Origin of the sequence: Streptomyces sp. NPDC050546, assembly GCF_044457425.1 — a bacterium.
Classification (GTDB): domain Bacteria; phylum Actinomycetota; class Actinomycetes; order Streptomycetales; family Streptomycetaceae; genus Streptomyces.
Map to the genome: position 1 here is coordinate 205,810 of NZ_JBITGX010000014.1, position 24,168 is coordinate 229,977.

Genomic DNA, 24,168 nt, shown 5'->3' on the forward strand with positions numbered 1-24,168 from the left:
CGACTCGAAGGCGCCGCGCCCGGACCGCCCTCACAGGCGGATGATGACCAGCGCCGTGTCGTCGGTGGTGCCGGAGAGGGGGAGGAGGTCTGCCAGCAGGGCGTCGGCCAGGGCCTCGGGATCGGCCTGGCCGTGGCGGACGAGGGAGTCGGCGAGGCGGGCCAGGCCGGTGTCGATGTCCTCGTCACGGCGCTCGATCAGGCCGTCGGAGTAGAGGACCAGGGTGGCGCCCTCGGCGAAGGCCGTACTGGCCTCCGGCCGCGGAACGTGCTCGGGGCGCGCGCCGAGAGGCGGATCGGTCGCCTGGTCGAGGAAGGTCACCGTGCCGTCGGGGTGGAGCAGGGCGGGTGGTGGGTGGCCCGCACTGCTGTACGTGAGGGTGTGGGTCTCCCAGTCGATGTAGGTCTTCACCACCGTGGTCGACTCCGCACCGTCGACATGGCGGGCGTACAGCCCGAGGGCCTCCAGCGCCCGGGCCGGGCCGTCGGCGACCCGGGCGGCCGCGCTCAGCGCGCTGCGCAGCTGTCCCATGACACCGGCCGCTTCCAGACCGTGGCCGACGACGTCGCCGACAGCGACAGCGATGCGGTCGCCGGGCAGGTCGACCAGGTCGTACCAGTCGCCGCACACGTTCAGGGTGCCGACGGCGGGCCGGTAGCGGACGGCCGCCCGATGGTGCCCGACCGGCTCCGGGGCGGGCAGCATCGCCGCCTGCAGGGCCAGGGCGACCTCGCGTTCGCGCGCATGGGCCCGGCGCAGGCGCTCGTTGACTTCCTGCAGTTCACGGGAGCGGGTGTAGAGCTCGGCCTCCAGCACACGGGCCCGGCTGCTCTCCCCGCCCGTGCCGCCGTGGGCACGGGCGCGGGCGTGGATGAGTTCGGTGACCTCCTCCACCCGGTGCGCGATCAGCTTCACCCGACCGTCCGGGCCCAGCACGGGTGCGTTGACCGGGCTCCAGAAGTGTTCCACCCAGTGGCCGGGCCGCTCGGGGTCCTCGATGTCGTAGCGCAGCAGCGCCATGGTGTCGCGCTCGCCGGTGGCCACCACGCGGAGCATCGACGCCTGGGTCTCCCGCATGCCGGCCGCGGCCGGTTCGTTGGGGTTCTCGGGGAAGACGTCGAAGATGTAGCGGCCCAGCAGTTGCTCACGCGTGCGCCCGGCGAGCCGGAGGAAGTCCTCGTTGGCGTCGGCGTACACCAGCTCAGGGGTGAGCAGAGCCACCATGCCGGGCAGGGCGTGGAAGACCGCCGCGTAGTCGATCTGCGGTTCCGTCATGTGCTGCCCGCCTCGGCGCCGACCGTCACTGTGCGGACCCACGATAGGAGTGAACGCGCCACACCGCCTGACTCGCTGCTCCCCCTCAGGCCCCGAAGTCACCTGCGCGGCGGCGCGTCGTTCGCGCCGGACCCGGGTCTGAAGCACCGTCCGACGGCCTTCACAGGCGGGGTCGGGGCGGCCGGGGAGCGCCGTCCCCGAGAGGGCCGGGGCCCGGCCACCGTCCGCCTTCCGGACTCACCGAACCCTTGTCCGCGAGGGTCCGGCGGGCCGCTGACCTCCTAAAGAACCGGGGGAAAGAACTACCCGCCCTCCCACCCTCCCCGGCCAGGAAGGCCACGTCACCCGTCCGAGTGACCGGCTTGCGGGGGCGGGTAACGGACCGTTACGTTCGCCGCGACAACCGCAAACAGATACGGCCCCCGGCCGGGACGGCAATCCCGATCGAGGGCCTGACCGATCAGGAAGAGCACAACTTCCCGATGGATGACTCGCAGTCTAACGCGCCCCTGCGCGCCGACGCCGGAGCTCCGGCGTCCGGCGTGATGCACATCCGCACCCGCCTCACCGCCGACTTCACGGTGATCTCCAACGCCCTCGCCCAGCGGCGTGGCAGCGCCGTCACGGTCGGCGTCGCGGCGTACATCTCCTCCCTGCCCGACGGCTCGTCCGTGAGCATCACCGCCCTGTGCGCGCACTTCGACGAGGGCGAGATCCTGATCTCGCGAGCGCTGCGGGAGCTCGAAGCGGCCGGGTACCTGGAGCGCCGCCGGGTACGCACGCCCTCCGGGCAGATCCGCACCCGGACGTACTTCTACGACGTGCCCGGTGGTGATCCCGACACCGACACCGCCATCGACACCGACCCCGCCACCGACCCCGACCCCGACCCCGATCCCGATCCCGGTCCCGGTCCCGGTCCGGACCAGCCGCAGGAACCTGCGGCCCTCTCCGACGCCGACCCCCGGGCCGTCGCCGTGCTGGCCTCGCTCCGCCGCGTCGATCCACGACTCGTCCTGTCCGAGCGGGAGGCCGCGCGGCTGGCCCCGGCCGTCACCCGGTGGCTCACGGCCGGTGTCGACCCCTCTCAGATCACCGCGCTGCTGACCGCACGGCTGCCCGACCGCTTCCTGACCCGCCCCGCGGGCATCCTCGCCTTCCGTCTCCGGGAGACGCCCCTGCCCGCGCCGCCTCCGCTCCCGCTGGTCGAGCGCCCGGTCGTGCTGCCCTTCCAGACCTGCGACGGCTGTGAGCGGGCGTTCCGCGCGCCGGAACCCGGACACTGCCGGGAATGCCGGTCCAGGGAATGCCGGTCCACGGAATCCCGGGGTCGTCTCCCTGCGGCCTGCTGATCCGCCGCCTGAGCCCGGGCCAACTGCCGGATGACCGACACCACTTCAATCATGTGCGGTCGCGAACCCGTTATAGGGTGATCGATCTCTGCTCATGGATGGGCAGATCGCAACACCAACGAGGGGAAACTGATAGTGAATCTGCGTCGAATAGTGCCCGCGCGGCAGTCGTCCGCGGGCAAGAAGTTCATGTCGGTCGCACTGGTCGGTGCCACCGTCGTCGGCGCGTCCGTGCTGTCCGTCTCGCCGGCCGCCGCGCTGAGCTGGAAGTGCAAGGAGAGCTCCAAGACCATCGACGACGCCGGGTACACCGGCCCCTGGGGCGACAACTGGGACTTCACCGTCAAGAACTGTGTGGCCCGGTCCGGCAGCTACGTCTACGCCAAGGCCAAGGTGACCTGGGACGCTCCCCCGTGGTACTCCGGGAGCGACCTGTCGGAGACCTTCGACAGCGCCGGGTTCCGGCTGTACCTCAAGCACTCCGACGCGGGCGCGGACACCGTCCTGCTGAAGAAGGACTTCGGCATCCGGGCCAAGCTGGCCGCCATGAACGGCAGCGGGAACGGTTCGTGGACGTCCTCCACGATCAAGAAGAAGGTCGGCGGCAAGAGCGCCTACGCCGACGGGGCCCTGCGCCTCAACTGGGACGAGGACGGCAAGGACGTCATCCACTACGGCTTCAAGGCCAGCCGCTCGGTCTGATCCGATGAGCCTGTGCCGGGTTCTCCCGTGGGGAGGGCTCGGCGCAGTCCCTACGCGAGCGCCCCGGCCAGTGTTCCCGCCAGGGTGAGCGTGAGGAAGACCGCTCCCCAGGCCATTCCCCGGCGTATGAAGCGGTACTTGATCCAGACGGTGCGGGGCCTCGCGGCCAGGCCGAGCAGGACCAGGGACGGGGCGCAGGCCGCGCAGCCTGCCCAGACCAGGAGCTGGGGGATCACGGGGTACTGGGCGGGTGCGATGACGCCCGCGGCGATCGCGCCGAGCAGGGCGGTCAGGGCCGCGCCCAGGGTCGCCAGGGTCAGTTCGGCTCTGTTGTCGGCCTTCACGAGTTCCTCGCGGGCCTCGGTGCGGAACCGGCCTCTGTGTGTGGTCATACCGTCCCCCTCGCTGAACAGCGGGCTTTACGGGTACCCCCAAGTGGGCGGTCCAGTACGCCAATTCAGGTGTTCCACGTTTCGTCGTAGGGGTCGTGCGGCGTGGGCACCGGCTTGGCGCGGGTGACCTCGAGGTACGGGATCGGGCCGTTGTTGACCGGGTCCTTGGTCCGGCGCGGGGTGTAACGGCCGGTGATCTCCAGCCAGGTGTCCGGGCTCAGGACCGGCGGGACGTTGCCGGTCAGGGCGATCTTGACCGGCTGGGCGTCCGCCGCACAGCAGTTGAGGCCCATCCGGACCAGATACGGGGAGCCCGCCCGGTCCAGGGTGACGAAGCCGGTGATCTTCAGCTCACGGTCGCGCAGCGAGCGGCCGTCGCCGTAGACCGCGCGGCCCGCGTAGTCGGCCACGCCCAGGCGGAGCGGGCCGTCGGCTGGGAGGTCCGCGAAGCCGAAGGGTTTCTGGAGAGCCGTGCCGGTGTGGGACGCGCTGTAGGAGCCCAGGGCCGGCGGGGCGACCAGGATCAGGGCCAGGACGGGGAGCGTGAGGAGCCAGGTGACGCGGGGTTCGTGGTGATGATCGTGCCCGTGTCCGGTGCCATCGTGCCCCTGTCCGGTGCCCTCGTGTCCGCCCTCGGTGCCATCGTGCCCGTGTCCGGTGCCTCGGCGGTCGTACCAGAGCGTCGCCGCCGCCGTCGCGATCAGTACCACGCCCGCCGCCAGGACCAGCGGGCGCAGGCCCGCCTTGACGTAGCGCAGATAGAGGTCGGTCACGCCGGCGTGCAGGAGCGTGGCGCCCAGGAGGAAGAGGAGGGCGCTCTGGGCCGCGCGGTTCACAGCAGGACCGTTCCGGTCAGGGCCGACACGACGACGGCCAGGGCGAAGGTCGCGGGGGCGAAGCGCAGGGCGAAGGCGCGGCCGAAGGTGCCCGCCTGCATCGCGAAGAGCTTCAGGTCGATCATGGGGCCGACGACGAGGAATGTCAGACGGGCCGTCAGGGAGAACTGCGTGAGGGACGCCGCCACGAACGCGTCCGCCTCCGAGCAGATGGAGAGGAGGACGGCCAGGACGGCCAGGGCCAGGACCGACAACACGGGGTGTCCGGCCGCCAGTCGCAGCCACTCCGCCGGCACCACCGCCTTGAGCGTCGCCGCGGCCATCGCGCCGATCACCAGGAAGCCGCCCGCGTGCGTCACGTCGTGGCGCACCGAGCCCCAGAAGGCCGCGCCCTTGCTCTGACCCTCGTACGACGCCCTTTCCGGGGGACGCAGCCAGTCACTGCGGCCGAGGCGGTGCCAGAGCCAGCCCATCGCGCAGGCCACCAGCAGACTCGCGACGAAGCGGGCCAGGACCATCTCCGGGTCGCCGGGGAAGGCCACGGCCGTCGCCGTCAGCACGATCGGGTTGATGGCGGGCGCGGAGAGGAGGAACGCCAGCGCCGCCGCGGGTGTGACGCCTCTGCGCACCAGTGCTCCGGCGACCGGAACCGACGCGCACTCGCAGCCCGGCAGTACCGCGCCCGCCGCGCCCGCGACCGGGACCGCCAGGACCGGGCGTTTCGGCAGGGCCCGGGCGAAGAACGACGGCGGCACGAACACCGCGATCGCCGCCGACAGCAGCACGCCGAGCACCAGGAACGGCAGCGCCTGGACCATGACCGCCACGAAGACCGTCATCCAGCTCTGCATCACGGGTGCGGCCAGGGCGCCGCGGATCGGGTCCTGGAACATCACCGCCGTGACCAGCAGAAGGGTCAGCAGGAGGGCGGAATTGAGGTGTCTGCCCTCGTCCCGGCCTTCCGGGCCTTTCCGGCCGTGGTCCGCCTCGGTGTCCCCGTGCTCGCCGGTCTCCCTCGGGACGGTCTTCGTGGTGGCCACGGGCCCGGTACCTCCGGTGGTGCGCATGGGCATGCATTGCCTCCCCTTCGGTACGGACGGGCGGCTCCGGGCGTTCAAGCACCTCGGTTCCCTTCTGGAACCAGCCGTCCCGGTGAGGCAGTCTTCTCCCTTGTGGGGAGCGTTCCGAATCAAGGTCAGCCGGGCGAACCGGCCACGCACATGGTCGTATGCGGTGACGACGGGCTCGCCCATCGGCTCGCCGCCGAACTCCGGGGTGTCTACGGCGAACAGGTCACGCTCGTCGTGCCGCCGTCGGGGCGCCGTGTGCGGCAGCCGGTGGTCGGACGGGCCCGGGCCGCCTCGGCGGCCCTCCTCGACCGGGTCAGCGCGGCCGTCAACCGGGCGGGCGCGGGCGGCGCCGAACCGGCCGCGACCGAACAGGTCGTGGAGGCCGCCGAGATCACCGAGGCCGTGCTCACCGAGGTGGGCGCCGACCGGGCGGCGGCTCTGGCGCTCGTGTACGACGACGACGAGACCAACATCCGGGCCGCGCTCACGGCCCGCCGGATCAACCCCAGCCTGAGACTCGTACTGCGGCTCTACAACCGGCGGTTGGGGCAGCACATCGAGGAACTGCTCGACCAGACGGCGGCCGTGGCCTCCGGGGCGGGGCCGGGCGCGGGCGCCGACACCTCGACGACCGTGCTGTCCGACGCCGACACGGCCGCGCCCGCGCTGGCCGCCACCGCCCTGGTCGGCACCAGCAAGGTCGTCCAGACGGAAGGGCTCGTCCTGCGGGCCGTGGAGCGGCAGCCGCCGCGGCCGGGCGAGGTGGCCGACCCGGGGCTGTGCACCCTGGCGCTGCTGTCCGCGACGAGCAACGACCCGGCCGGTGCCGACGGTTCCGAGAGCAGCGGGGAGCACGGGCCGCAACTGCTCCCGGACGAGATGGCGGTGGCGTCCGCGACCGGGCGCGGGACCGTCGTCCTGGAACAGGTGGCGTACTCCGGGCCGTCGCTGCCCTCCGGGCGGGGCGGTGTGCCGCCGTTCGCCTCGCTGTTCTCGCGCCGGCTGCGGTGGTCGCTGGCCGGGCTGGTCGGGTGCGTGCTCGCGCTCGCCGTCGCGTTCATGTTCGTGACCGACGAGCATCCCCTGTACGCCACGTACGTCACGCTCCTCGACCTCTTCGGCATCAACGATCCCGCGTACCACGAGTCCACCGGGCGGCAGGTCCTGCAACTGCTGTCCGGGCTGGTCGGGTTGCTGCTGCTGCCGGTGCTGCTGGCCGCGGTGCTGGAGGCCCTGGGCACGTTCCGCAGCGCGTCCACCCTGCGCAAGCCTCCGCGGGGGCTCGGCGGGCACGTGGTGCTGCTCGGGCTCGGCAAGATCGGGACGCGGGTGCTGACGCGGTTGCGTGAGCTGCACATTCCCGTGGTGTGCGTGGAGTCCGACCCGGAGGCCAGGGGGATGGCCACGGCGCGGCGGCTGCGGGTGCCGGTGGTGCTCGGGGATGTCACGCAGGAAGGGGTGCTGGAGGCCGCCAAGATCCACCGGGCGCACGCGCTGCTGGCGCTCACCAGCGCGGACACGACGAATCTGGAGGCCTCGCTGTACGCGCGGTCCGTGCGGCCCGATCTGCGGGTCGTGCTGCGGCTGTACGACGACGACTTCGCGACGGCCGTGTACCGGACCCTGCGGGCCGCGCATCCCTTCGCCCTCACCCGGAGCCGGAGTGTGTCCCATCTGGCCGCGCCCGCGTTCGCCGGGGCGATGATGGGGCGGCAGATCCTGGGGGCGATTCCGGTGGAGCGGCGGGTGCTGCTGTTCGCGGAGGTGGAGGTGGCCGGGCATCCGCAACTGGAGGGCAGGACGGTGGCGGAGGCGTTCCGGGGCGGGGCGTGGCGGGTGCTGGCGCTGAATACTTCACCTCTTGGGCGGCGAGGGGATGACGAGCCTGTGGGTGAGGAGCGGGTGCCGGCTTCGGGGCTGGTGTGGGATCTGCCTCCTACGTATGTGCTGGGGGCCGGGGATCGGGTGGTGCTGGCGGCGACTCGGCGGGGGTTGGCGGAGTTGCTGGGGCGGAGGCGGCGGGAACGGGCGGGGGCGTAGGCGGGGGCGTAGACGCCGGTTCGCTGCGCGGCTCGGCGTGACACGTCACCCGGAGTCGGTGCTGAGGCCGGGGCGTCGCGCAACCCGGCGCAGCGGGGTGCCGCCCGCGCCCACCCGTGCCGCCCTTAGCGGCACGCATGCCCGCGGACTATGGGCGACTCCGTGGCGCCCCAGCGGCACGCATGCCCGCGGGTGGCGCGGGTTGCGCAGCAACCCAGGGGCGCGGGGAACTGCGCGCTTCAGCCATGGCACACCCGCAGCCGCCGCACCGTCCGCACCCCCGAGCTACTGGGCGCTCCCCCGCTCCCTCAGGTTCCTCTCCGCGAACTCCAGTTCCAGCCGCACCTGCTTGATCCGCTCGTCCACCACCAAGGACCCGTGCCCGGCGTCATACCGGTACACCTCGTGGACCGCGCTTCGCTTCTCCAGGCGTTTGACGTAGTTCTCGATCTGGCGGATCGGGCAGCGCGGGTCGTTGACGCCGGCCGAGATGTAGACCGGGGCCTTGACCTGGTCGACGTAGGTCAGAGGAGAGGACGCCTCGAAGCGGTCGGGGACCTCCTCCGGGGTGCCGCCGAGGAGGGTGCGGTCCATCGCCTTCAGCGCTTCCATCTCGTCGTGGTACGCCGTGACGTAGTCGGCGACGGGGACCGCCGCGATGCCCAGCGTCCACGCGTCGGGCTGGACGCCGAGGCCGAGGAGGGTGAGGTAGCCGCCCCAGGAGCCGCCGGTGAGGACGATGCGGTCGGGATCGGTGAGGCCGGAGGTGACGGCCCATTCCCGGACCGCGGCGATGTCCTCGAGCTCGATGAGGCCCACGCGGTGCTTCAGGGCGTCGGTCCAGGCACGGCCGTAGCCCGTCGAGCCGCGGTAGTTGACCCGGACCACCGCGTAGCCATGGTCGACCCAGGCCGCCGGGCCCGCCGCGAAGGAGTCGTTGTCGTGCCAGGTCGGGCCGCCGTGGATGTCGAAGACCGTGGGGAGCGGGCCGGTGGTGCCCTCCGGCTTCTGGACCAGTGCGTGGATACGGCCGCCGGGGCCCTCCACCCACACGTCCTCCACCGGCACCGAGCCGGGTGACTTCATGCCGGGCGGGTCGAGCACGACACCGCCCGACGTGGAGCGCAGCGCCGACGGTTCGGCGGCCGAGGACCACAGGTACTCCACGCTGCCATCAGGCCGGGCCGTGGCGCCGGAGACCGTGCCGGGCGGGGTCGGGATCTCCGCCAGGGCGCGGCTCGCGAGGTCGTAGCGGAACAGTTCACTGCGGGCCTCGAAGCCGTGCACGACGAGCAGGCCGGTGCCGTCCGGGTACCACTCGGCGCTGACGTCGCCGGGAAGCTCCAGCGCCAGGTCCGTCTCCTCGCCCGAGGCCACGTCCCACACCAGGGGCTCCCAGCGGCCACGTCGCTGGTGGCCGATGAGGAGGCGGGTGTCGCCGTCGACGGGAGCGAAGCCGAGGACCTCCAGGCCGAGCTCGCGCCTACCGCCCTCGGTGTCGTCGAGATCGGCGACCGGGGTGCCGTCGGGGCGCAGGACGCGCAGGGCCGAGTGCATCGCGTCGCCGTGCTCGGTGTGCTCGACGGCGATGAGGGAGCCGTCGTGGGAGAGGTCGCCGACGCCGGCGGACTCGCGGTGGCGGTAGATCTCCACCGGGTCCTCGCCGGTGCGGACGAGGTGGATCGTCGTACCGTCCTCGTCCGTCGAGCGGCCCACGACCGCCGTGCGCCCGTCACGGCCGAGGGCGAGGCCCGCCGGGTAGGAGGCCTCGAGACCCGCGGCGGCCGGTTCGTCCTCACCGCCCGTGAACGGCTGGCGGCGCCACACGCCGAACTCGTCGCCGTCCTTGTCGTCGAACCACCAGATCCACGCGCCGTCCGGCGACAGCACACCGTCCGTCGTGCCGTTCGGCCGGTCCGTCACCTGGCGCTGGTCGCCCGTCGACCGGTCCCACGCGTACAGCTCGTACGTCCCTGTCGCGTTCGACACGAACAGGGAGCGGTCCGGCGCGTCCTCCGCCCAGTCGGGCAGGGACACCCGGGGCGCCCGAAAGCGCTTCTCCCAGTCCGGCATCCGCTCCTGCTGTCCCGCCTGTACCACTTGTTCGTGCTGGTCCCGCGGGTCCCGCTGGTCCCGCGCATCGGACGCGTTGCTCTCAGTCATGGCCCCATACTGCCCGCCTCGGCCGACATCGCGCTGCCGAGGTGCCCAGCCTGTGGATAACCTCCACCGGTTCCCCTTCCCGGCAGGTCAGGGCCGACTGTCAGAGGTGGCGTGCACACTGCTCGACATGACCGATCTGCGCAAGACCGTCGAGAGGTTCTGGGCCGCGGCCGAGGCCCGGGACTGGACCGCGTTCGCCGGCACCCTGACCGAGGACGTCGTCTACGAGCTGCCCCAGACGCGCGAACGCATCAGCGGCCGGGAGCGGTACGTCCGATTCAACCGCGAGTACCCGGGCGACTGGCACCTGCGCGTCGAGCGCCTGGTCGCCGAGCCGGGACAAGTCGTCAGCCGGATCCACGTCACGGTGGGGGTGGAGGAGATGTACGCCGTCTCCTTCTTCACCGGCGACGGAGAAGGCCGCATATCCGCCATCACCGATTTCTGGCCCGAGCCGTACGAACCCCCGGCGGGCCGGGAACACCTGGCCGAGCGGTACTGAGCGGCGCCCACCCCGCGGGCCGGGCCCGCCGGACACCCCCGTACCGTAAGGGTGTGTACCGGTTTCTGCTGACGCCCCGATGGTGGGGGATCAACGTCTTCGTGCTGTTGTCCATCCCCTTCTGCATCTTCATGGGGTCCTGGCAGCTGGGCCGGTTCGAGGACCGTGTGCAGGACCACCGCACCGCGACCGAGCAGGTCTCCGAGGCCCGGCACGAGGCGCCCCGGCCGCTCGCCGAGATGCTGCCGGTGACCAAGGCGACGTCCGGCAAGCAGGTCACCGCGACCGGCCGCTACGGCAAGCAGCTGCTGGTGCCGGGCCGGGAGCTCGACGACAAGCGGGGCTACTACGTCCTGACGCTGCTGCGCACCGACTCGGGCGAGGCCCTGCCGGTCGTCCGCGGCTGGCTGCCCGGTTCACCGGACGCGGCCGGGGCCCCCGCCCCGCCGACCGGTGAGGTCACGGTCACGGGGGCACTCCAGGCGTCCGAGAGCCCGGGCGACAACGGCGTCCCCGCGCAGGGCGGCCTGCCGTCCGGGCAGACCGGGGCGATCAGCGCGGCGTCCCTGGTGAACCTGGTGCCGTACGACGTGTACGACGCGTGGGTCACGCTCGCGAAGGGCGACTCGGGCATGAAGGCGGTGCCCGCCAGCGCCCCGCCGGACTCGGGTCTCGACCTGAAGGCGTTCCAGAACCTCGGCTACACCGCCGAGTGGTTCGCCTTCGTCGGGTTCGTGATCTTCATGTGGTTCCGGTTGCTGCGGCGCGAGGTGGAGTTCGCCCGGGACGCGGAGCTGGGTCTGGTCCAGGAGGACGAGGAAGAGGAGCGCGTGGTCGCCTGACGGCGACCACGGCGACCGCCCTGCCCGGCGAGACCGGCCGGTCGTCCTGGAGAGAGGCAGGCCTACGCGCCCGCCAGCACACCCGTCCAGTACACGGTCCCCGCGCACGCGTTGGACACCGTGACCGAGCTCGCGCCCGAGCCCGTGCCCGGCGTGTACGTCACCGCCACGCTGCCGTCGGTCGTGCCGTCCTCCGTGGCCAGCTGCGGGGCCGTGCCCGTGTCGCCGCCGGTGGAGGTGCCGCCCGTCTCCGTCGTGTCACCCGTCGGGGTGGGGTCGGGGGTGGGGTCGCCGGGGCCGCCGACGCTGCCGCCGGGGGTGGGGCAGGTCTCCGTGGGGACCCAGGCGAACTTCACGTCGTAGGCGGCTCCGGGCGCGAGCACCAGCTGGGCCGCCTCCAGGGACGGGTCGGGCAGGCCCGCCGCCGCGTCCCCGGCCGCGTGCCGGGCGGTGCTGACCTTGCTGATGTCGGCCGTGCCCTGCGGCAGCGCGCTCACCGAGCCGGGGCCGGTGACCGTACAGCTCGCCGCGGAGACGTTGGTGACGCGGAAGGAGCCGTAGACCGCGCCCGTGGAGTCGGGGGCTGCGCTGCTTCCGCTGGCGGGGCCGAGCTGGGCCGCGGTGCACGCCGCGATGCCGGCGGCGGTGGTGGAGGAGGGGTCGGCGCCCTGGGTCGCGCCGGTGGCGGTGCCGCCGGTGCCCTTGCCCTTGCCCTCCTCCTTCTTGTCGCCCTTGTCCTTGCCCTCGGTCTTGCCGGAGGAGCCGCCCACGGTGCTCTCGCCGCCGTCCGGTCCCTTGCCCTCGCTCGCGCCGCCCTGGGTCTCGGAGGCGTGGCCGATGGCGGACGGGTCGGCGTCGGGGCCGGTGGAGTTGGAGACGTGCACGAGCGCCGGGACGGCCGTGCCGATGAAGAGGAAGGCGGCGGCCATGCCGACGAGGGCCTGCCGCTTGCGGGCCCGCCGCTGGGGCACCGCCTTGCGGAGGTACTCCAGCGTGCCGTCGCGCGGTTCCACCTCCTGCACCCTTTGGTGCAGCATCGAGCGCAGGTCCAGCTCGTCCGAGCCGAACCCGTCGGGGCTCTGGTCGTCGGGGCCGTGGTTCACAGTTGCGTTCCCAGCGTGCGATTGCTTCGGATCTTGCCCGTGCGGCCTGGTCGTCTCGCGCCGGCCGGGCCCGTCACGGCCCGCGCTGTCCGGGGCGCTCATGCCGACGCCTCCATGGCCAGCCGGAGCGCCGCGATGCCGCGCGAGCCGTATGCCTTGACCGAGCCCAGGGATATACCGAGGGTCTCGGCGACCTGCGCCTCGGTCATGTCCGCGAAGTAGCGCAGCACCAGCACCTCGCGCTGGCGGCGCTGCAGCCCCTTCATCGCCTTGATGAGGGAGTCGCGCTCCAGCTGGTCGTAGGCGCCTTCCTCGGCACTGGCCATGTCGGGCATGGGCTTCGACAGCAGCTTCAGGCCGAGTATGCGGCGGCGCAGCGCGGAACGCGAGAGGTTGACGACCGTCTGCCGCAGGTACGCCAGGGTCTTCTCCGGGTCGCGGACCCGCTTGCGGGCCGAGTGGACCCGGATGAAGGCCTCCTGGACGACGTCCTCGCAGGAGGCGGTGTCGTCGAGGAGGAGGGCGGCGAGACCCAGCAGCGAGCGGTAGTGCGCGCGGTAGGTCTCGGTGAGGTGGTCGACGGTGGTGCCGGCCGCCGCTTCGTCCTCGGCGCCGTCGCGCTGGTTCGGTATGCGGGCCGGCCGCGCTGCGGGCACGGGCGCGATCACCGGCATGCCACCGGGCGTACCGGCCATGCGGGGTCGTAGAGCCGCCGGACGGGGCGGTCGTAGGACCGTGCCGCGTGCCGCGCTGAAGTCGAGTACCTCTGCCACGCCTGTTGGACACGCTCACCCCTGTGAGGGTTGTACGTGCCGGGCGTCACTTTCACGCCGACCGTCGCCGTCGACGGTCTACCCGCGTCAGGCTGCACAACAGATGGTGCGTCAAATGCCCTCATGCGTCCCGCTCTTCCCCTATGTCCAATTGTGAACGGACGTCCCCACGCCCGGTTCCAGGCGTCCCCACGCCTGATGAAGCGCTTGCACGGCCGAAGGGCGACCGCAAAGACGCTCCCCGCCCTCCGCACGGTTGCGGAGGACGGGGAGATAAATCCTCTGATGCCGAAGCGCCCCGGACAAGTGGTCCGGACCATCGATCAGCTCACATGTCGCACACAGATCCTACAAACCACCCACCTCGGCGGTCGGAGGTTTTCACCGCCGTGCGAGACGCGAGAGGTCAGGACAGCTCGGCGGCCACCACCTCGGCGATCTGCGCGGTGTTGAGCGCGGAGCCCTTGCGCAGGTTGTCCCCGCACACGAAGAGTTCGAGCGCCGTGGGGTCGTCCAGCGCCCGCCGCACCCGTCCGACCCAGGTCGGGTCGGTGCCGACCACGTCGGCGGGGGTCGGGAACTCCCCGGCCGCCGGGTTGTCGAACAGCACGACACCGGGCGCCGTGGCGAGGATCTCGCGGGCCTTGCCGACGGTGACCTCGCCCTCGAAGCGGGCGTGCACGGTCAGCGAGTGCGTGGTGATCACCGGCACCCGGACACAGGTGACGGCCACGGGAAGATCGGGCAGGCCGAGGATCTTGCGGGACTCGTCCCGGACCTTCAGCTCCTCGGACGACCAGCCGTCGTCGCGCGCCGAACCGGCCCAGGGCACGACATTCAGCGCGACCGGCTCCGGGAACGGCCCGGTGTCGTCTCCGACGGCCCGCCGTACGTCACCGGGGCTGGTGCCCAGTTCCGTGCCGGAGACCAGGGACAGCTGCCGGCGCAGGGTGGCGACGCCCGCGCGCCCGGCGCCGCTGACCGCCTGGTACGAGGAGGCGACGAGCTCGCGCAGCCCGAACTCGGCGTGCAGCGCGCCCAGGGCCACGATCATGGAGAGCGTCGTGCAGCTGGGGTTGGCGATGATCCCGCGCGGCCGCATCCGCACGGCGTGCGGGTTGACCTCGGGCACGACGAGCGGCACGTCCGGGTCCATCCGGAACGTGCCGGAGTTGTCGACCACCACCGCGCCCTTGGCGACCGCCAGCGGCGCCCACCGCTCGGCGACCTCGTCGGGGACGTCGAACATCGCGACGTCGACCCCGTCGAAGGCCTCCTCGGTGAGGGCGATGACCTCGGTCTCCTCGCCGCGCACGGCCAGCTTGCGGCCGGCCGAGCGGGGGGAGGCGATCAGCCGGATCTCGCCCCAGACGTCGGCCCGCTGCGACAGGATCTGGCGCATGACCGTGCCGACGGCCCCGGTCGCGCCCACCACGGCAAGCGTCGGACGCCCGGACCTGCCGGTCCGGGCGTCCTGTCGGAAGTGGGCCATCAGCGGCCGGTGCCCCCGTAGACGACAGCCTCGTCGCTGTCGGAGTCGAGCCCGAACGCGGAGTGCACGGCGCGGACGGCCTCGGGCACGTCATCGGCGCGCGTGACGACCGAGATGCGGATCTCGGAGGTCGAGATCAGCTCGATGTTCACGCCCGCGTCCGACAGCGCGCCGAAGAAGTCGGCCGTGACACCCGGGTTCGTCTTCATACCGGCGCCGACCAGGGAGATCTTGCCGATCTGGTCGTCGTAGCGCAGCGAGTCGAAGCCGATGCCGGACTTGTTCTTCTCCAGCGCGTCGATGGCCTTGCGGCCGTCGGTCTTCGGCAGCGTGAAGGAGATGTCCGTCAGGCCCGTGGAGGCCGCGGACACGTTCTGCACGACCATGTCGATGTTGAGCTCGGCGTCGGCGATCGTGCGGAAGATCGAAGCCGCCTCGCCCGGCTTGTCCGGCACACCGACGACGGTGACCTTGGCCTCGGAGGTGTCGTGCGCGACACCGGAGATGAGAGCCTGCTCCACCTGCTTCTCCCCTTGCTGCTGCTTCTTCTGAACGACTGGCTCGTTGCTGACCCACGTGCCCTGGAGTCCGCTGAAACTGGACCGGACGTGGATCGGGATGTTGTACCGGCGGGCGTACTCCACGCAACGGTGGAGCAGCACCTTCGATCCGGACGCCGCCAGTTCGAGCATGTCCTCGAAGGAGATCCAGTCGATCTTCCGGGCCTTGGTCACCACGCGCGGGTCGGCGGTGAACACGCCGTCGACGTCCGTGTAGATCTCGCAGACGTCGGCGTCGAGGGCGGCGGCGAGCGCCACCGCCGTGGTGTCGGAGCCGCCGCGGCCGAGGGTGGTGATGTCCTTGGTGTCCTGGCTGACGCCCTGGAAACCGGCCACGATCGCGATGTTGCCGTCGTCCACCGAGTTCTTGATCCGGCCCGGCGTGACATCGATGATGCGCGCTTTGTTGTGGACCGAGTCGGTGATGACTCCTGCCTGGCTTCCGGTGAACGACTGGGCCTCGTGGCCCAGCTTTTTGATCGCCATGGCCAGCAACGCCATGGAGATCCGCTCTCCGGCGGTCAGCAGCATGTCGAGCTCTCGCCCGGCAGGCATCGGGGATACCTGCTCGGCGAGATCGATCAGCTCGTCCGTCGTGTCGCCCATCGCGGAAACCACGGCAACCACCTGGTGGCCGTTCTGCTTCGCTTCCACGATTCGCTTGGCGACGCGCTTGATGCCCTCGGCATCGGCTACGGAGGAGCCTCCGTACTTCTGCACGACAAGGCCCACGTGCGCTCCTCGCTCAATCCGTCTCTATCCGCATATACGCATTCGTACCGCGGTCGGCTCAGTCTAACGAGCGTCCGAAAATCCCCTCCGCGATATCGCATGGTGAGATTTCCGGGGTACTCGTTCAGAGCTGCTCATGCCCACCTGGGCACAGGCCACTCGAGAAAGTGCCCGGCGTCACAATCGTCACCCGCCCCACCCCGGTGCGCCAACTTTCAAGCACTAGGGTTCGGCTGTGCGCGTACTTCTGGTGGAAGACGATGAGCCGGTCGCCGAGTCCCTGCGCCGTGGCCTGAGGCGCTACGGCTTCGAGGTCGAGTGGGTGACCACCGGCGCGGCGGCGCTGCGGCACGAGGGCCCCTACGACGTCGTCCTGCTGGATCTGGGCCTGCCCGACACCGACGGCCTGGACGTCTGCAAAGCGCTGCGTGAGCGCGGCGACGTCCCGATCATCGTGATCAGCGCCCGCAGCGACGAGACGGACCGGGTGGTGGGCCTGGAGCTCGGCGCGGACGACTACGTCTCCAAGCCGTTCGGCGTCCGGGAGGTCATCGCCCGGATAAGGGCGGTCATGCGCCGCACGCAGGCCCGCAAGCCCGTGGCAGGCGCCCCCGCGCCCGGCCCCGACCGCTACGGCACGCGTCTGACGGTCGATCGCAAGGCCGCCCGGGTGCGCCTCGACGGCGAGGAGGTGGCCCTCGCGCCCAAGGAGTACGACCTGCTGGCCTTCCTCACCGAGGAGCCCGGGGCACTGATGTCGCGCGAGCAGATCATGGAAGCGGTCTGGGACGCGAACTGGTTCGGGCCGACCAAGACGCTGGACGTGCACGTGGCGGCGCTGCGGCGCAAGCTCTCCGGGGCGATCGCGATCGAGGCGGTGCGCGGGGTGGGCTTCCGGCTGGAGATCGTCAAGGACGACGGGGCCTCATGAACCGGCAGCTCATCCGGAGCTACATCCTCCTGGTCGCGGTGGCCATCTTCCTGTTCACGGTGCCGGTCGCGTTCACCCTCACCAAGCAGCTGCGGGACGACACCAGGCAGTCCGTCCTGCGCGAGGCGAACACGATGGCGCTGCTGCTGAGCAACGGCACCGGCGCCTCGTGCGAGGCCCTGACCGAGGTGGCCAGGGCGTACGGCGACGTACAGGCGACCCCCACCGCCTCCTGTGACCCGAAGCTGCCGGAGCCCACCGCGGACGAGGCGCTGACCCGGGCCACGCAGAAGAACGAGGTGACGACGGACTGGGGTTCCGACTTCGTCTGGGGCGAGCACCTGAAGGTCACCGTCCCCGCGCGGGGCGACGCGGCCGTGCGGATCGTCTACTCGACCTCGGACATGACCAGGCGGCTCTGGCAGATCTGGGGCTTCCGGGCCGGGCTCGCGGTGGTCGTGCTCGCGGCGGCCGCCGCCATCGGCGCGTTCGCCGCCCGCCGTATCACCCGCCCGCTGCGCCAGCTCAACGACATGGCCAGCAAGTTCAGCGACGGAGATCTGACCGCCCGCTCCCCCGTGACGGGCCCGCCCGAGACCCAGACCCTCGCCCGCACCCTCAACCAGGGCGCGGAACGCCTGGACACCCTGATCGCCGCCCAGCGCATCTTCGTCGCGGACGCCTCCCACCAGCTGCGCACCCCGCTCACCGCGCTGCGGCTGTCCCTGGACAACATCGCGGACGGCGTGGACGACGAGTTCGTGCGCGAGGACGTGGAGCAGGCGACGGCGGAGGTCGTCCGGATGAGCCGCCTGGTCAACGGGCTGCTGGTGCTGGCCCGGGCCGAGGCCAAGGTGACGGCGGCCGAGCCGCTCCCGCTGATGGACATCGTGCGGGAACGGCTCGCCGTGTGGAGACCGGCCGCCGACGAGCGCGGAGTCACCATCGCGCTCAGGGGGAGTGCCGACGGCCGGCCGTCTGTGCTGGCCAGCCCCGGTCATCTGGACCAGATGCTGGACAACGTGCTCTCCAACGCCCTGGAGGTGTCACCGGACGGCGGGACGATCACCGTGCGGGTGGACCACCGGGGCGATGTGGTGGGGGTGTCGGTCCTGGACGAGGGCCCCGGCATGTCGGACACCGAGAAGTCCCGCGCCTTCGACCGTTTCTGGCGGGGCCAGGGCCTGACCGGGAAGTCCGGCTCGGGCCTGGGCCTCTCCGTCGTCCGGCAACTGGCGACGGACGACGGCGGAACCGTGGCGCTGACGGACGCCCCGGGCGGCGGCCTGTGCGTGACGATCACGCTCCGGGCGTCCCACCGGGCGGGCGGCTGAGACCGCTCAGCTCTCCGGCATCTTCGAGGAGTGGTGGTTCACGATCAGCCACTTCCCGTTCGGCTGCTTCTCGTAGGCGTAGGTGTAGCGAGCCTCGACGGTGCTCTTCTCGCCGGTCTCGTGGTCGGTGAGCGCGAACTCGTACACGCCGGTGTCGATGGCGGTGTTCCGGTCGAGGATGTTGACGTGGGACTCGATCTTCGTTCCGACGGGCTTGTTCTTGAGGAAGTGCTCGAAGTAGTCGACGATCTCGGCCCTGTCGGTGCGGACGTTGTTCGAGACGGTCGGCAGCAGGACCGCGTCCTTGGCGTACAGGTCGGCGACCTTCTTCGGGTCGCCGGTCCGCAGCGCCGCGTTCCAGTTGTCGAACAGCCCGAGCACCTGCGCCTTGGTGACCGTCCTGGGGGACTTCTTCGCGGACCCGTCACGCGAGTCGGCTCCGGCGACCCCCGCGCCGGCGGCGATGGTTCCGGCGGCGAGAACGGCCACGCCGGTGGCGACGGCGACGCGCTTGCGTATGGAGGTGGCTGCGGGGCGGCGGTTCATCTGCGTCTCCGGTGGGATCGAGGGGAGTTGGTGAAGTGACTCCAGACTCGCGTTCCACCGGTTAGGGCCCGTGCAGCGGACGTACAGGGGACATGCAAGACGGCCCCAATTCACGGGGTGTGACCACGAGTCGGGCGCTACCGTCTGCGCATGGAGATATTGCGCTACGTGGCGTTCAGTACGGATCCCAGGGGCGGCAACCCGGCAGGTGTGGTGCTGGACGCCGCCGGGGCCGACGACGCGGCGATGCTGGCGACGGCCGCCGAAGTCGGTTACTCCGAGACGGCGTTCGTGGTGGCGTCCGACGACGACACCCTGGACGTGCGGTACTTCAGCCCGCTCGCCGAGGTGCCGTTCTGCGGCCACGCGACGATCGCCACGGCCGTGGCCCACGCGGAGCGGCACGGCACCGGGCGCCTGCTGCTGCGTACCGCGGCGGGCCCGGTCACGGTGACCACCGACCGGTCGGCGGACGGCACCCTGGTGGCGACCCTGGTGAGCGTCGCCCCTCGTACGGCACCGATCGAGGAGGGCGACCTGGCCGAGCTGCTGGCGATCCTGGGCTGGTCCGGGGCGGACCTGGACCCGGCGCTGCCTCCCCGGGCCGCCTTCGCCGGAGCCTGGCACCCGGTCCTCGCCACCGCGAGCCGGGAGCGGCTGGCCCGCCTCGACTACGACATGGCGGAACTCGGCGCGCTCATGGCCCGCACGGGCTGGACCACGATCGACCTGGTCCGGCGGGAGTCGCCCACCGTCTTCCAGGCCCGCAACCCGTTCCCGCCGGGCGGTGTGGTGGAGGACCCGGCCACGGGAGCGGCCGCAGCCGCGTTCGGCGGCTATCTGCGGGAACTGGGACTCGTACCGACCCCGGCCACCCTGACGGTCCACCAGGGCGTGGACATGGGGCGGCCGAGCACGATCACGGTGACGGTACCGGCGGAGACGGACACCGGAATCGCCGTGACCGGCCCGGCCGTACGGCTCTGAGCGCTCCTCGGGCGAGGCCGGCTACGTGGCCGGGCGCATGCCCAGCGGGCCGCCGATCTCCTCCGCCATGACCCGGCCCGCCTCGAACTCCAGCGTGTCGTCGCCCATGCCCTGATCCGTGTCCAGGCCGTCGAGTTCGGCGAGGGGCTGGTTGAGGCGGACGTGGGCGAGGACCGACTGGAGGGCGCGGAGGGTCGCGGAGGCGGTGGAGCCCCAGTTGGAGAAGTAGGAGAACTGCCACCACCACAGCGCCTCGCTGGTGCGGCCCGCGCGGTAGTGGGCCATGCCGTGGCGCAGGTCCGTGATGACGTCCGTGAGGTCGTCGGAGATCCGGGCCGGGACCGGCGCCTTGCGGGGCTCGTAGGGGTCGAAGACCTCGGAGTAGACGTCGATCGGGTCGAGGAGGCGGGCCAGGTTCTCGCGCAGCTCGTCGACATCCACGTCCGGGCCCGTGTCGGGCTCGTAGCGCTCGTCCGGCACGATGTCCTCGTGCGCGCCGAGCCGGCCGCCGGCCAGGAGGAGTTGGGAGACCTCCAGGAGGAGGAAGGGCACCGCCGATTCCGGCTCGTCGCCCTTCGCGACCTCCGTGACGGCGACCAGGAAGCTCTCGACCTGGTCCGCGATCTGGACCGCGAAGTCGTCCGGGTTCTGGTCGGTCGCGTGCAGCGTGGCGTCAGACATCTAGGAGTCGTCTCCCCTCGAAGGCGCGGCCGAGAGTGACCTCGTCCGCGTATTCCAGGTCGCCACCCACCGGGAGGCCGCTGGCCAGGCGGGTGACCTTCAGGCCCATGGGCTTGATCATGCGGGCGAGGTACGTCGCTGTCGCCTCGCCCTCGAGATTGGGGTCCGTGGCGAGGATCAGCTCGGTGACCGTGCCGTCGGCGAGCCGGGCGAGCAGCTCCCTGATGCGCAGGTCGTCGGGCCCCACCCCGTCGATCGGGCTGATCGCGCCGCCCAGGACGTGGTACCGGCCCCGGAACTCACGCGTCCGCTCGATCGCCACGACGTCCTTCGGCTCCTCGACCACGCAGATCACGGCGGGGTCGCGCCGGGTGTCGCGGCAGATGTTGCACAGCTCCTCCTGCGCGACGTTGCCGCAGGTCGCGCAGAAGCGGACCTTCGCCTTGACCTCCATGAGGGCCTGGGCGAGCCGCCGTACGTCCGTCGGTTCGGCCTGGAGGATGTGGAAGGCGATCCGCTGGGCGCTCTTGGGACCGACGCCGGGCAACCGCCCCAGCTCGTCGATCAGGTCCTGGACCACGCCTTCGTACAACGGACTGCCCTTCTTGGAACTTCGAGGCCTTCAAGGACTTGGAGGTCTTCGAGGTCGTTCGTCGCGTACGGCCTTTCCGTACGTACGGTAGTTGTCCGCCGCCCGTCCGAGGAAGGCGGCGGGCGTCTCAGAACGGCAGACCCGGGATGCCGCCGCCGCCCAGACCCTGCGCGAGCGGGCCCAGCTTCTGCTGCTGGAGCGCCTGCGCGTTCTCGTTGGCCGCCTGGACCGCCGCCACGACCAGATCGGCCAGGGTCTCGGTGTCGTCGGGGTCGACCGCCTTCGGGTCGATCTTCAGGGCGCGCAGTTCGCCGGCGCCGGTGACGGTCGCGGTCACCAGGCCGCCGCCCGCCTGCCCGTCGACCTCCGTCTGCGCCAGTTCCTCCTGCGCCTGTGCCAGGTCCTGTTGCATCTTCTGGGCCTGCTGGAGCAACTGCTGCATATTGGGCTGGCCACCACCGGGGATCACGATCAGCTCCTTGCTCGGTACGGGTTTTCCCGTTCGGCACGAGCCTACGTGGTCAGGCCTGCCGTCGCCCCAGCACTCTTTCGAGTGAGCCCCCCCTCGCGCCCTATACCGGATCAAGGAATACTTCCGGGCGGAAAAGAGGCGAAAGCTACGCCTTCGCCACCCATTGGGGGGTAGGAAGGGTCCGGCGCGTCAGATGGGTCGTTCGTCGCGCAGTGTGATTCGGCGTGAACCGCGCGTGGTCGTACATGGTCGTTCGTGGTCAGTAGGGAGTGCCGGGTGGGTCAGCCGGAGATGCAGCCCGAGGTGCCGCCTCAGGACGGACGGGGCGAGGGGGCGTCCCGGCCGCGGCCGGGCGATCTGACCGGGCGGGCCCTTCCGCTCGGGGACTGGGGCGAGCCGGCGGCCCGGCTGGACGAGCTGTACCGGTGGGTGGAGCGCGGGGCGCTGCGGACGGCGGCCTGGTATCTCGAGGACCGGGTGTGGAAACGGCGGTGCGCGCGGGTGCTGCGCTGCGGGGCCGCGGTGGGGGCGGTCACCGGCGTCGCGCTGCCCCTGCTGGATCTGACCGGGGTCGCGGGCGGGGTCGCGCCCTGGGGGTGCCTGGCGCTGCTGCTCGGGGTGGCGTGTGTGGCCGCCGACCGGTACTTCGGGGTGACGTCGGGCTGGATGCGGGACGTGGCCACCGCGCAGGCCGTGCAGCGGCGCTTGCAGGCGTTGCAGTTCGACTGGGCGGCGGAGAGCGTGCGGGAGGTGCTGGGCCCCGCGGAGGGGACGGCCGCCGAGGCCGCCGAGCGGTGCCTGGGGGTGCTGCGGAGGTTCACCGAGGACGTGAGTGAGCTGGTCCGGGTGGAGACCGGGGACTGGATGGGCGAGTTCCGGGCCGGGGGTGCGCCGGTGGGGGTGCAGGCGGTGGTGTTGTCCGGTGCGGGGCGGGGGGTTGAGGCGGGGGGTGTGAACGGGCGGTTCTCCGTGCCGCCGGCGGGGGGTGCGAGGCCGAACATGCCTCGGCAGCGGCCGCCGGAGCCGCGGTGAGCTTGCCGTTTGTTTCGCTGGTGCTCGGCGTTGGCGCTGAGGGCGGGTCGGTGCGCAGCTCGGCGTGACGAGGTGCCGCTGCGCCCACCCGTGCCGCCCCTAGCGGCACGCATGCCCGCAGCTGAGGCGGCGCGCAGCCCGCGGCTGGGGCGGTGCGCGTGCCCGCGGCTACGAAGCGTCCTGGGCGCAGAGGATGAGGCCCTCCGGGGTCCAGCAGGGGACGTGGCCGTGGGTGCGGGTGACGTCCTGGCCGTTGCCTCGGGAGAGGTACGTCAGGAAGCTCGACGCCAGGGAGTCCGCCGGGGGCCGGCCGTAGGTGTAGGCGTACTCGATCTCGCGGTACGGGTAGTCGCTCGTGCCGTGCTCGATGGCGTCGACGGAGGCCGGGTCGCCGTCCAGGCGCAGCGAGTGCAGGCCCTTCGCGCGGGCGGCCAGGTTGAGTTCGCTGTAGCCGACGGCGCCCGGGAGGCCGGCGACCGTGGTCAGCACCTGTTCCGTGGAGTCGAGTTCGCAGCGGATGACGGCCGCCGTCGGGTCGTCCTTGTGGACGCAGTCGACGGAGGAGTTGGCGATCTCGCCCCGTCCCAGCACCCGGCGCTGGAAGACCTGCCGCGTCCCGGAGCCCGCGTCGCGGCTGACCAGGTGCACGGGCAGGTCCGGGCCGCCGAGCTGCCTCCAGTTGCGGATCTCGCCCCGGTAGAGGCGCCGTACGTCCGCCGTGGACAGGTTCTTCAGGCTCACGTCGTCGTTGACCACCAGCGCGAAGACGGACACCGCCACCCGGTTCTCGCGCAGTTCGGGCAGACCGGCCGGCTTGGGGCCGTCCGACAGGGCCACCAGGGGCGGGGAGCCCCGCCCGTCCCGTGCCGCCTCGGCGCCGGCCGCCGCGAGTTCCCGGATCCCGGCCGTCGAGCCGTGGGTGTCCACCTCGATGGCCGGGTCGCCGCCGCAGTCCCGCTCGTACTTGCGGGCCACCTCGCGCAGGACGGGCGCGAAGGCGGTCGAGCCGGTGAGGGTGAGGGTGCCGCTCGCGCAGCCGATCGGGGGCGGGGTGTCGTCCTGGACGACGACGATCGCCGCCAGGGTGACCACGCTCACCGTGAGCGCGATGGTGATCAGCCGCGCCGCCCGGCTGAACAGCGGCGGCTTGTCGTCCGGCGTGGCGCTGCGGTTGGGGTGCACCTCGCCGTCGCGCAGGCCGCCGACCAGCTGGATCTCGTCGCCGACATCGCCGCCGGCGAGCAGCACGAGCAGCTTGAAGTGGTCGCCGCGGTTGAGCGGGACGCGGGGGATGCGCAGGGTGTTGCCGTCGTAGGCGAAGCCGCGGGCCGCGGTGAAGTGGTCCATGAGGTGGGCGGTGTCCGACGGCTGGGTCACCGAGACGCCCCGGACGGTGCGGCCGGCGAACACCGCGGTCAGGCCGTGCAGTTCGGGGCCGGTGTAGTCGTCGCGGTCGATGCCCTGCGAGCCGTCGTTCTCGACGCGCAGCAGGACGAGCGTCGCGTCGGACATGTCCGGGGCCTCGTCGAACAGGCCGAGACGGCGGTTGGCGCGGCCCGAACGCACGTCGTCGCCGATGGGGTTGTCCATCTGCACGCGGTACCCGACGCGTTTGCGGCGCGGCACCCGGCGCTCGTACCAGACCATGACGCCCGAGGCGATGATGCCGAGCATGGCCGTCGCCACGGCCACGAGGTTCTCCGCGCTCAACCACTCCATCGTGCGTGCCCCCGCCGCCGCCCGGACGAAATCGATCGTC

The 24,168-nt window shown here is 71.8% G+C and carries 23 protein-coding genes; 9 read left to right on the top strand and 14 right to left on the bottom strand.

Annotated features, from left to right (window positions below):
• Positions 1–30 precede the first annotated feature (30 nt).
• Entirely contained in the window at positions 31–1,275 is a 1,245-nt protein-coding gene (locus ACIBK5_RS31485; protein WP_399024781.1) for a PP2C family protein-serine/threonine phosphatase, read from the bottom strand.
• A 482-nt stretch (positions 1,276–1,757) separates the two neighbouring features.
• On the opposite strand from ACIBK5_RS31485, the gene ACIBK5_RS31490 reads away from it, so the two are divergent.
• Complete coding sequence (locus ACIBK5_RS31490) at positions 1,758–2,627, top strand: hypothetical protein (RefSeq protein ID WP_399024783.1); 870 nt, start codon at positions 1,758–1,760, stop codon at positions 2,625–2,627.
• A gap of 135 nt (positions 2,628–2,762) precedes the next feature.
• Positions 2,763–3,329: a hypothetical protein gene (locus ACIBK5_RS31495; protein ID WP_399024784.1), complete on the top strand. Its 567-nt coding sequence runs from the start codon at positions 2,763–2,765 to the stop codon at positions 3,327–3,329.
• A gap of 50 nt (positions 3,330–3,379) precedes the next feature.
• On the opposite strand, the gene ACIBK5_RS31500 is transcribed toward ACIBK5_RS31495, so the two are convergent.
• From ACIBK5_RS31500 to ACIBK5_RS31510, 3 genes are all read right to left on the bottom strand, one after another.
• A complete protein-coding gene (locus ACIBK5_RS31500; RefSeq protein WP_399024786.1) occupies positions 3,380–3,721 on the bottom strand; it encodes a hypothetical protein in 342 nt (113 codons plus the stop codon).
• A gap of 65 nt (positions 3,722–3,786) precedes the next feature.
• Positions 3,787–4,557 (bottom strand): TIGR03943 family putative permease subunit, encoded by a 771-nt coding sequence (locus ACIBK5_RS31505; RefSeq protein WP_399024788.1) that lies wholly within the window; start codon positions 4,555–4,557, stop codon positions 3,787–3,789.
• A complete protein-coding gene (locus ACIBK5_RS31510) occupies positions 4,554–5,630 on the bottom strand; it encodes a permease (protein WP_399024789.1) in 1,077 nt (358 codons plus the stop codon). Before ACIBK5_RS31510 ends, ACIBK5_RS31505 begins: the two co-directional genes overlap by 4 nt.
• A gap of 147 nt (positions 5,631–5,777) precedes the next feature.
• On the opposite strand from ACIBK5_RS31510, the gene ACIBK5_RS31515 reads away from it, so the two are divergent.
• Positions 5,778–7,667, top strand: coding sequence for an NAD-binding protein (locus ACIBK5_RS31515; protein WP_399024791.1), 1,890 nt, complete (start codon positions 5,778–5,780; stop codon positions 7,665–7,667).
• Between the two features lie 285 nt (positions 7,668–7,952).
• On the opposite strand, the gene ACIBK5_RS31520 is transcribed toward ACIBK5_RS31515, so the two are convergent.
• Positions 7,953–9,830: a S9 family peptidase gene (locus ACIBK5_RS31520; protein ID WP_399024793.1), complete on the bottom strand. Its 1,878-nt coding sequence runs from the start codon at positions 9,828–9,830 to the stop codon at positions 7,953–7,955.
• A 127-nt stretch (positions 9,831–9,957) separates the two neighbouring features.
• Here ACIBK5_RS31520 and ACIBK5_RS31525 point away from each other — a divergent pair, with 127 nt between their 5' ends.
• Both ACIBK5_RS31525 and ACIBK5_RS31530 read left to right on the top strand, forming a co-directional pair.
• Positions 9,958–10,332: a nuclear transport factor 2 family protein gene (locus ACIBK5_RS31525; protein WP_399024795.1), complete on the top strand. Its 375-nt coding sequence runs from the start codon at positions 9,958–9,960 to the stop codon at positions 10,330–10,332.
• 53 nt (positions 10,333–10,385) lie between these two features.
• Positions 10,386–11,174, top strand: a complete 789-nt coding sequence (locus tag ACIBK5_RS31530) for an SURF1 family protein (protein WP_399024797.1) — start codon at positions 10,386–10,388, stop codon at positions 11,172–11,174.
• 62 nt (positions 11,175–11,236) lie between these two features.
• On the opposite strand, the gene ACIBK5_RS31535 is transcribed toward ACIBK5_RS31530, so the two are convergent.
• From ACIBK5_RS31535 to ACIBK5_RS31550, 4 genes are all read right to left on the bottom strand, one after another.
• Positions 11,237–12,277 carry a hypothetical protein gene (locus ACIBK5_RS31535; RefSeq protein WP_399024799.1) on the bottom strand — a complete coding sequence of 347 codons (1,041 nt, stop codon included), beginning with the start codon at positions 12,275–12,277 and terminating at the stop codon, positions 11,237–11,239.
• A gap of 98 nt (positions 12,278–12,375) precedes the next feature.
• The gene (locus ACIBK5_RS31540) at positions 12,376–12,951 is read right to left on the bottom strand and encodes a SigE family RNA polymerase sigma factor (protein ID WP_215124312.1); all 576 of its coding nucleotides are present in this window, start codon (positions 12,949–12,951) and stop codon (positions 12,376–12,378) included.
• 505 nt (positions 12,952–13,456) lie between these two features.
• The gene (locus tag ACIBK5_RS31545; RefSeq protein WP_399024801.1) at positions 13,457–14,542 is read right to left on the bottom strand and encodes an aspartate-semialdehyde dehydrogenase; all 1,086 of its coding nucleotides are present in this window, start codon (positions 14,540–14,542) and stop codon (positions 13,457–13,459) included.
• Entirely contained in the window at positions 14,542–15,834 is a 1,293-nt protein-coding gene (locus ACIBK5_RS31550; RefSeq protein ID WP_399024803.1) for an aspartate kinase, read from the bottom strand. The genes ACIBK5_RS31545 and ACIBK5_RS31550 overlap by 1 nt, the downstream gene beginning before the upstream one ends.
• Before the next feature lie 235 nt (positions 15,835–16,069).
• On the opposite strand from ACIBK5_RS31550, the gene ACIBK5_RS31555 reads away from it, so the two are divergent.
• Both ACIBK5_RS31555 and ACIBK5_RS31560 read left to right on the top strand, forming a co-directional pair.
• The gene (locus tag ACIBK5_RS31555) at positions 16,070–16,765 is read left to right on the top strand and encodes a response regulator transcription factor (protein WP_399024805.1); all 696 of its coding nucleotides are present in this window, start codon (positions 16,070–16,072) and stop codon (positions 16,763–16,765) included.
• Positions 16,762–18,099: a sensor histidine kinase gene (locus ACIBK5_RS31560; protein ID WP_399024807.1), complete on the top strand. Its 1,338-nt coding sequence runs from the start codon at positions 16,762–16,764 to the stop codon at positions 18,097–18,099. The genes ACIBK5_RS31555 and ACIBK5_RS31560 overlap by 4 nt, the downstream gene beginning before the upstream one ends.
• A 6-nt stretch (positions 18,100–18,105) precedes the next feature.
• Here the strand turns inward: ACIBK5_RS31560 and ACIBK5_RS31565 are convergent, their stop codons facing one another.
• Positions 18,106–18,645, bottom strand: coding sequence for an SgcJ/EcaC family oxidoreductase (locus ACIBK5_RS31565; RefSeq protein ID WP_399024809.1), 540 nt, complete (start codon positions 18,643–18,645; stop codon positions 18,106–18,108).
• Positions 18,646–18,795: 150 nt separating this feature from the next.
• Between ACIBK5_RS31565 and ACIBK5_RS31570 the strand changes: the two genes are divergently transcribed.
• Positions 18,796–19,632, top strand: coding sequence for a PhzF family phenazine biosynthesis protein (locus tag ACIBK5_RS31570; protein ID WP_399024811.1), 837 nt, complete (start codon positions 18,796–18,798; stop codon positions 19,630–19,632).
• Between the two features lie 21 nt (positions 19,633–19,653).
• Here the strand turns inward: ACIBK5_RS31570 and ACIBK5_RS31575 are convergent, their stop codons facing one another.
• From ACIBK5_RS31575 to ACIBK5_RS31585, 3 genes are all read right to left on the bottom strand, one after another.
• On the bottom strand, positions 19,654–20,313 hold the full coding sequence (locus tag ACIBK5_RS31575) for a DUF5063 domain-containing protein (RefSeq protein ID WP_399024812.1): 660 nt from the start codon (positions 20,311–20,313) through the stop codon (positions 19,654–19,656).
• The gene (gene recR, locus ACIBK5_RS31580; protein ID WP_003991835.1) at positions 20,306–20,905 is read right to left on the bottom strand and encodes a recombination mediator RecR; all 600 of its coding nucleotides are present in this window, start codon (positions 20,903–20,905) and stop codon (positions 20,306–20,308) included. The genes ACIBK5_RS31575 and recR overlap by 8 nt, the downstream gene beginning before the upstream one ends.
• 127 nt (positions 20,906–21,032) lie before the next feature.
• Positions 21,033–21,374 carry a YbaB/EbfC family nucleoid-associated protein gene (locus ACIBK5_RS31585; protein ID WP_078899404.1) on the bottom strand — a complete coding sequence of 114 codons (342 nt, stop codon included), beginning with the start codon at positions 21,372–21,374 and terminating at the stop codon, positions 21,033–21,035.
• Between the two features lie 279 nt (positions 21,375–21,653).
• Between ACIBK5_RS31585 and ACIBK5_RS31590 the strand changes: the two genes are divergently transcribed.
• A complete protein-coding gene (locus ACIBK5_RS31590; RefSeq protein WP_399024815.1) occupies positions 21,654–22,409 on the top strand; it encodes an SLATT domain-containing protein in 756 nt (251 codons plus the stop codon).
• Between the two features lie 168 nt (positions 22,410–22,577).
• Here ACIBK5_RS31590 and ACIBK5_RS31595 read toward each other — a convergent pair whose 3' ends face one another.
• On the bottom strand, positions 22,578–24,128 hold the full coding sequence (locus tag ACIBK5_RS31595; protein WP_399024818.1) for a substrate-binding domain-containing protein: 1,551 nt from the start codon (positions 24,126–24,128) through the stop codon (positions 22,578–22,580).
• Between the last annotated feature and the right edge of the window lie 40 nt (positions 24,129–24,168).

Bases quoted from the DNA above. Each gene is read 5' to 3' on its own strand.
- ACIBK5_RS31485 (WP_399024781.1), bottom strand. From the start codon at position 1,275: ATGACGGAACCGCAGATCGACTACGCGGCGGTCTTCCACGCCCTGCCC.
- ACIBK5_RS31490 (WP_399024783.1), top strand. From the start codon at position 1,758: ATGGATGACTCGCAGTCTAACGCGCCCCTGCGCGCCGACGCCGGAGCT.
- ACIBK5_RS31500 (WP_399024786.1), bottom strand. From the start codon at position 3,721: ATGACCACACACAGAGGCCGGTTCCGCACCGAGGCCCGCGAGGAACTC.
- ACIBK5_RS31510 (WP_399024789.1), bottom strand. From the start codon at position 5,630: ATGCCCATGCGCACCACCGGAGGTACCGGGCCCGTGGCCACCACGAAG.
- ACIBK5_RS31515 (WP_399024791.1), top strand. From the start codon at position 5,778: ATGGTCGTATGCGGTGACGACGGGCTCGCCCATCGGCTCGCCGCCGAA.
- ACIBK5_RS31520 (WP_399024793.1), bottom strand. From the start codon at position 9,830: ATGACTGAGAGCAACGCGTCCGATGCGCGGGACCAGCGGGACCCGCGG.
- ACIBK5_RS31525 (WP_399024795.1), top strand. From the start codon at position 9,958: ATGACCGATCTGCGCAAGACCGTCGAGAGGTTCTGGGCCGCGGCCGAG.
- ACIBK5_RS31540 (WP_215124312.1), bottom strand. From the start codon at position 12,951: ATGCCGGTGATCGCGCCCGTGCCCGCAGCGCGGCCGGCCCGCATACCG.
- ACIBK5_RS31545 (WP_399024801.1), bottom strand. From the start codon at position 14,542: ATGGCCCACTTCCGACAGGACGCCCGGACCGGCAGGTCCGGGCGTCCG.
- ACIBK5_RS31560 (WP_399024807.1), top strand. From the start codon at position 16,762: ATGAACCGGCAGCTCATCCGGAGCTACATCCTCCTGGTCGCGGTGGCC.
- ACIBK5_RS31565 (WP_399024809.1), bottom strand. From the start codon at position 18,645: ATGAACCGCCGCCCCGCAGCCACCTCCATACGCAAGCGCGTCGCCGTC.
- ACIBK5_RS31570 (WP_399024811.1), top strand. From the start codon at position 18,796: ATGGAGATATTGCGCTACGTGGCGTTCAGTACGGATCCCAGGGGCGGC.
- ACIBK5_RS31575 (WP_399024812.1), bottom strand. From the start codon at position 20,313: ATGTCTGACGCCACGCTGCACGCGACCGACCAGAACCCGGACGACTTC.
- ACIBK5_RS31595 (WP_399024818.1), bottom strand. From the start codon at position 24,128: ATGGAGTGGTTGAGCGCGGAGAACCTCGTGGCCGTGGCGACGGCCATG.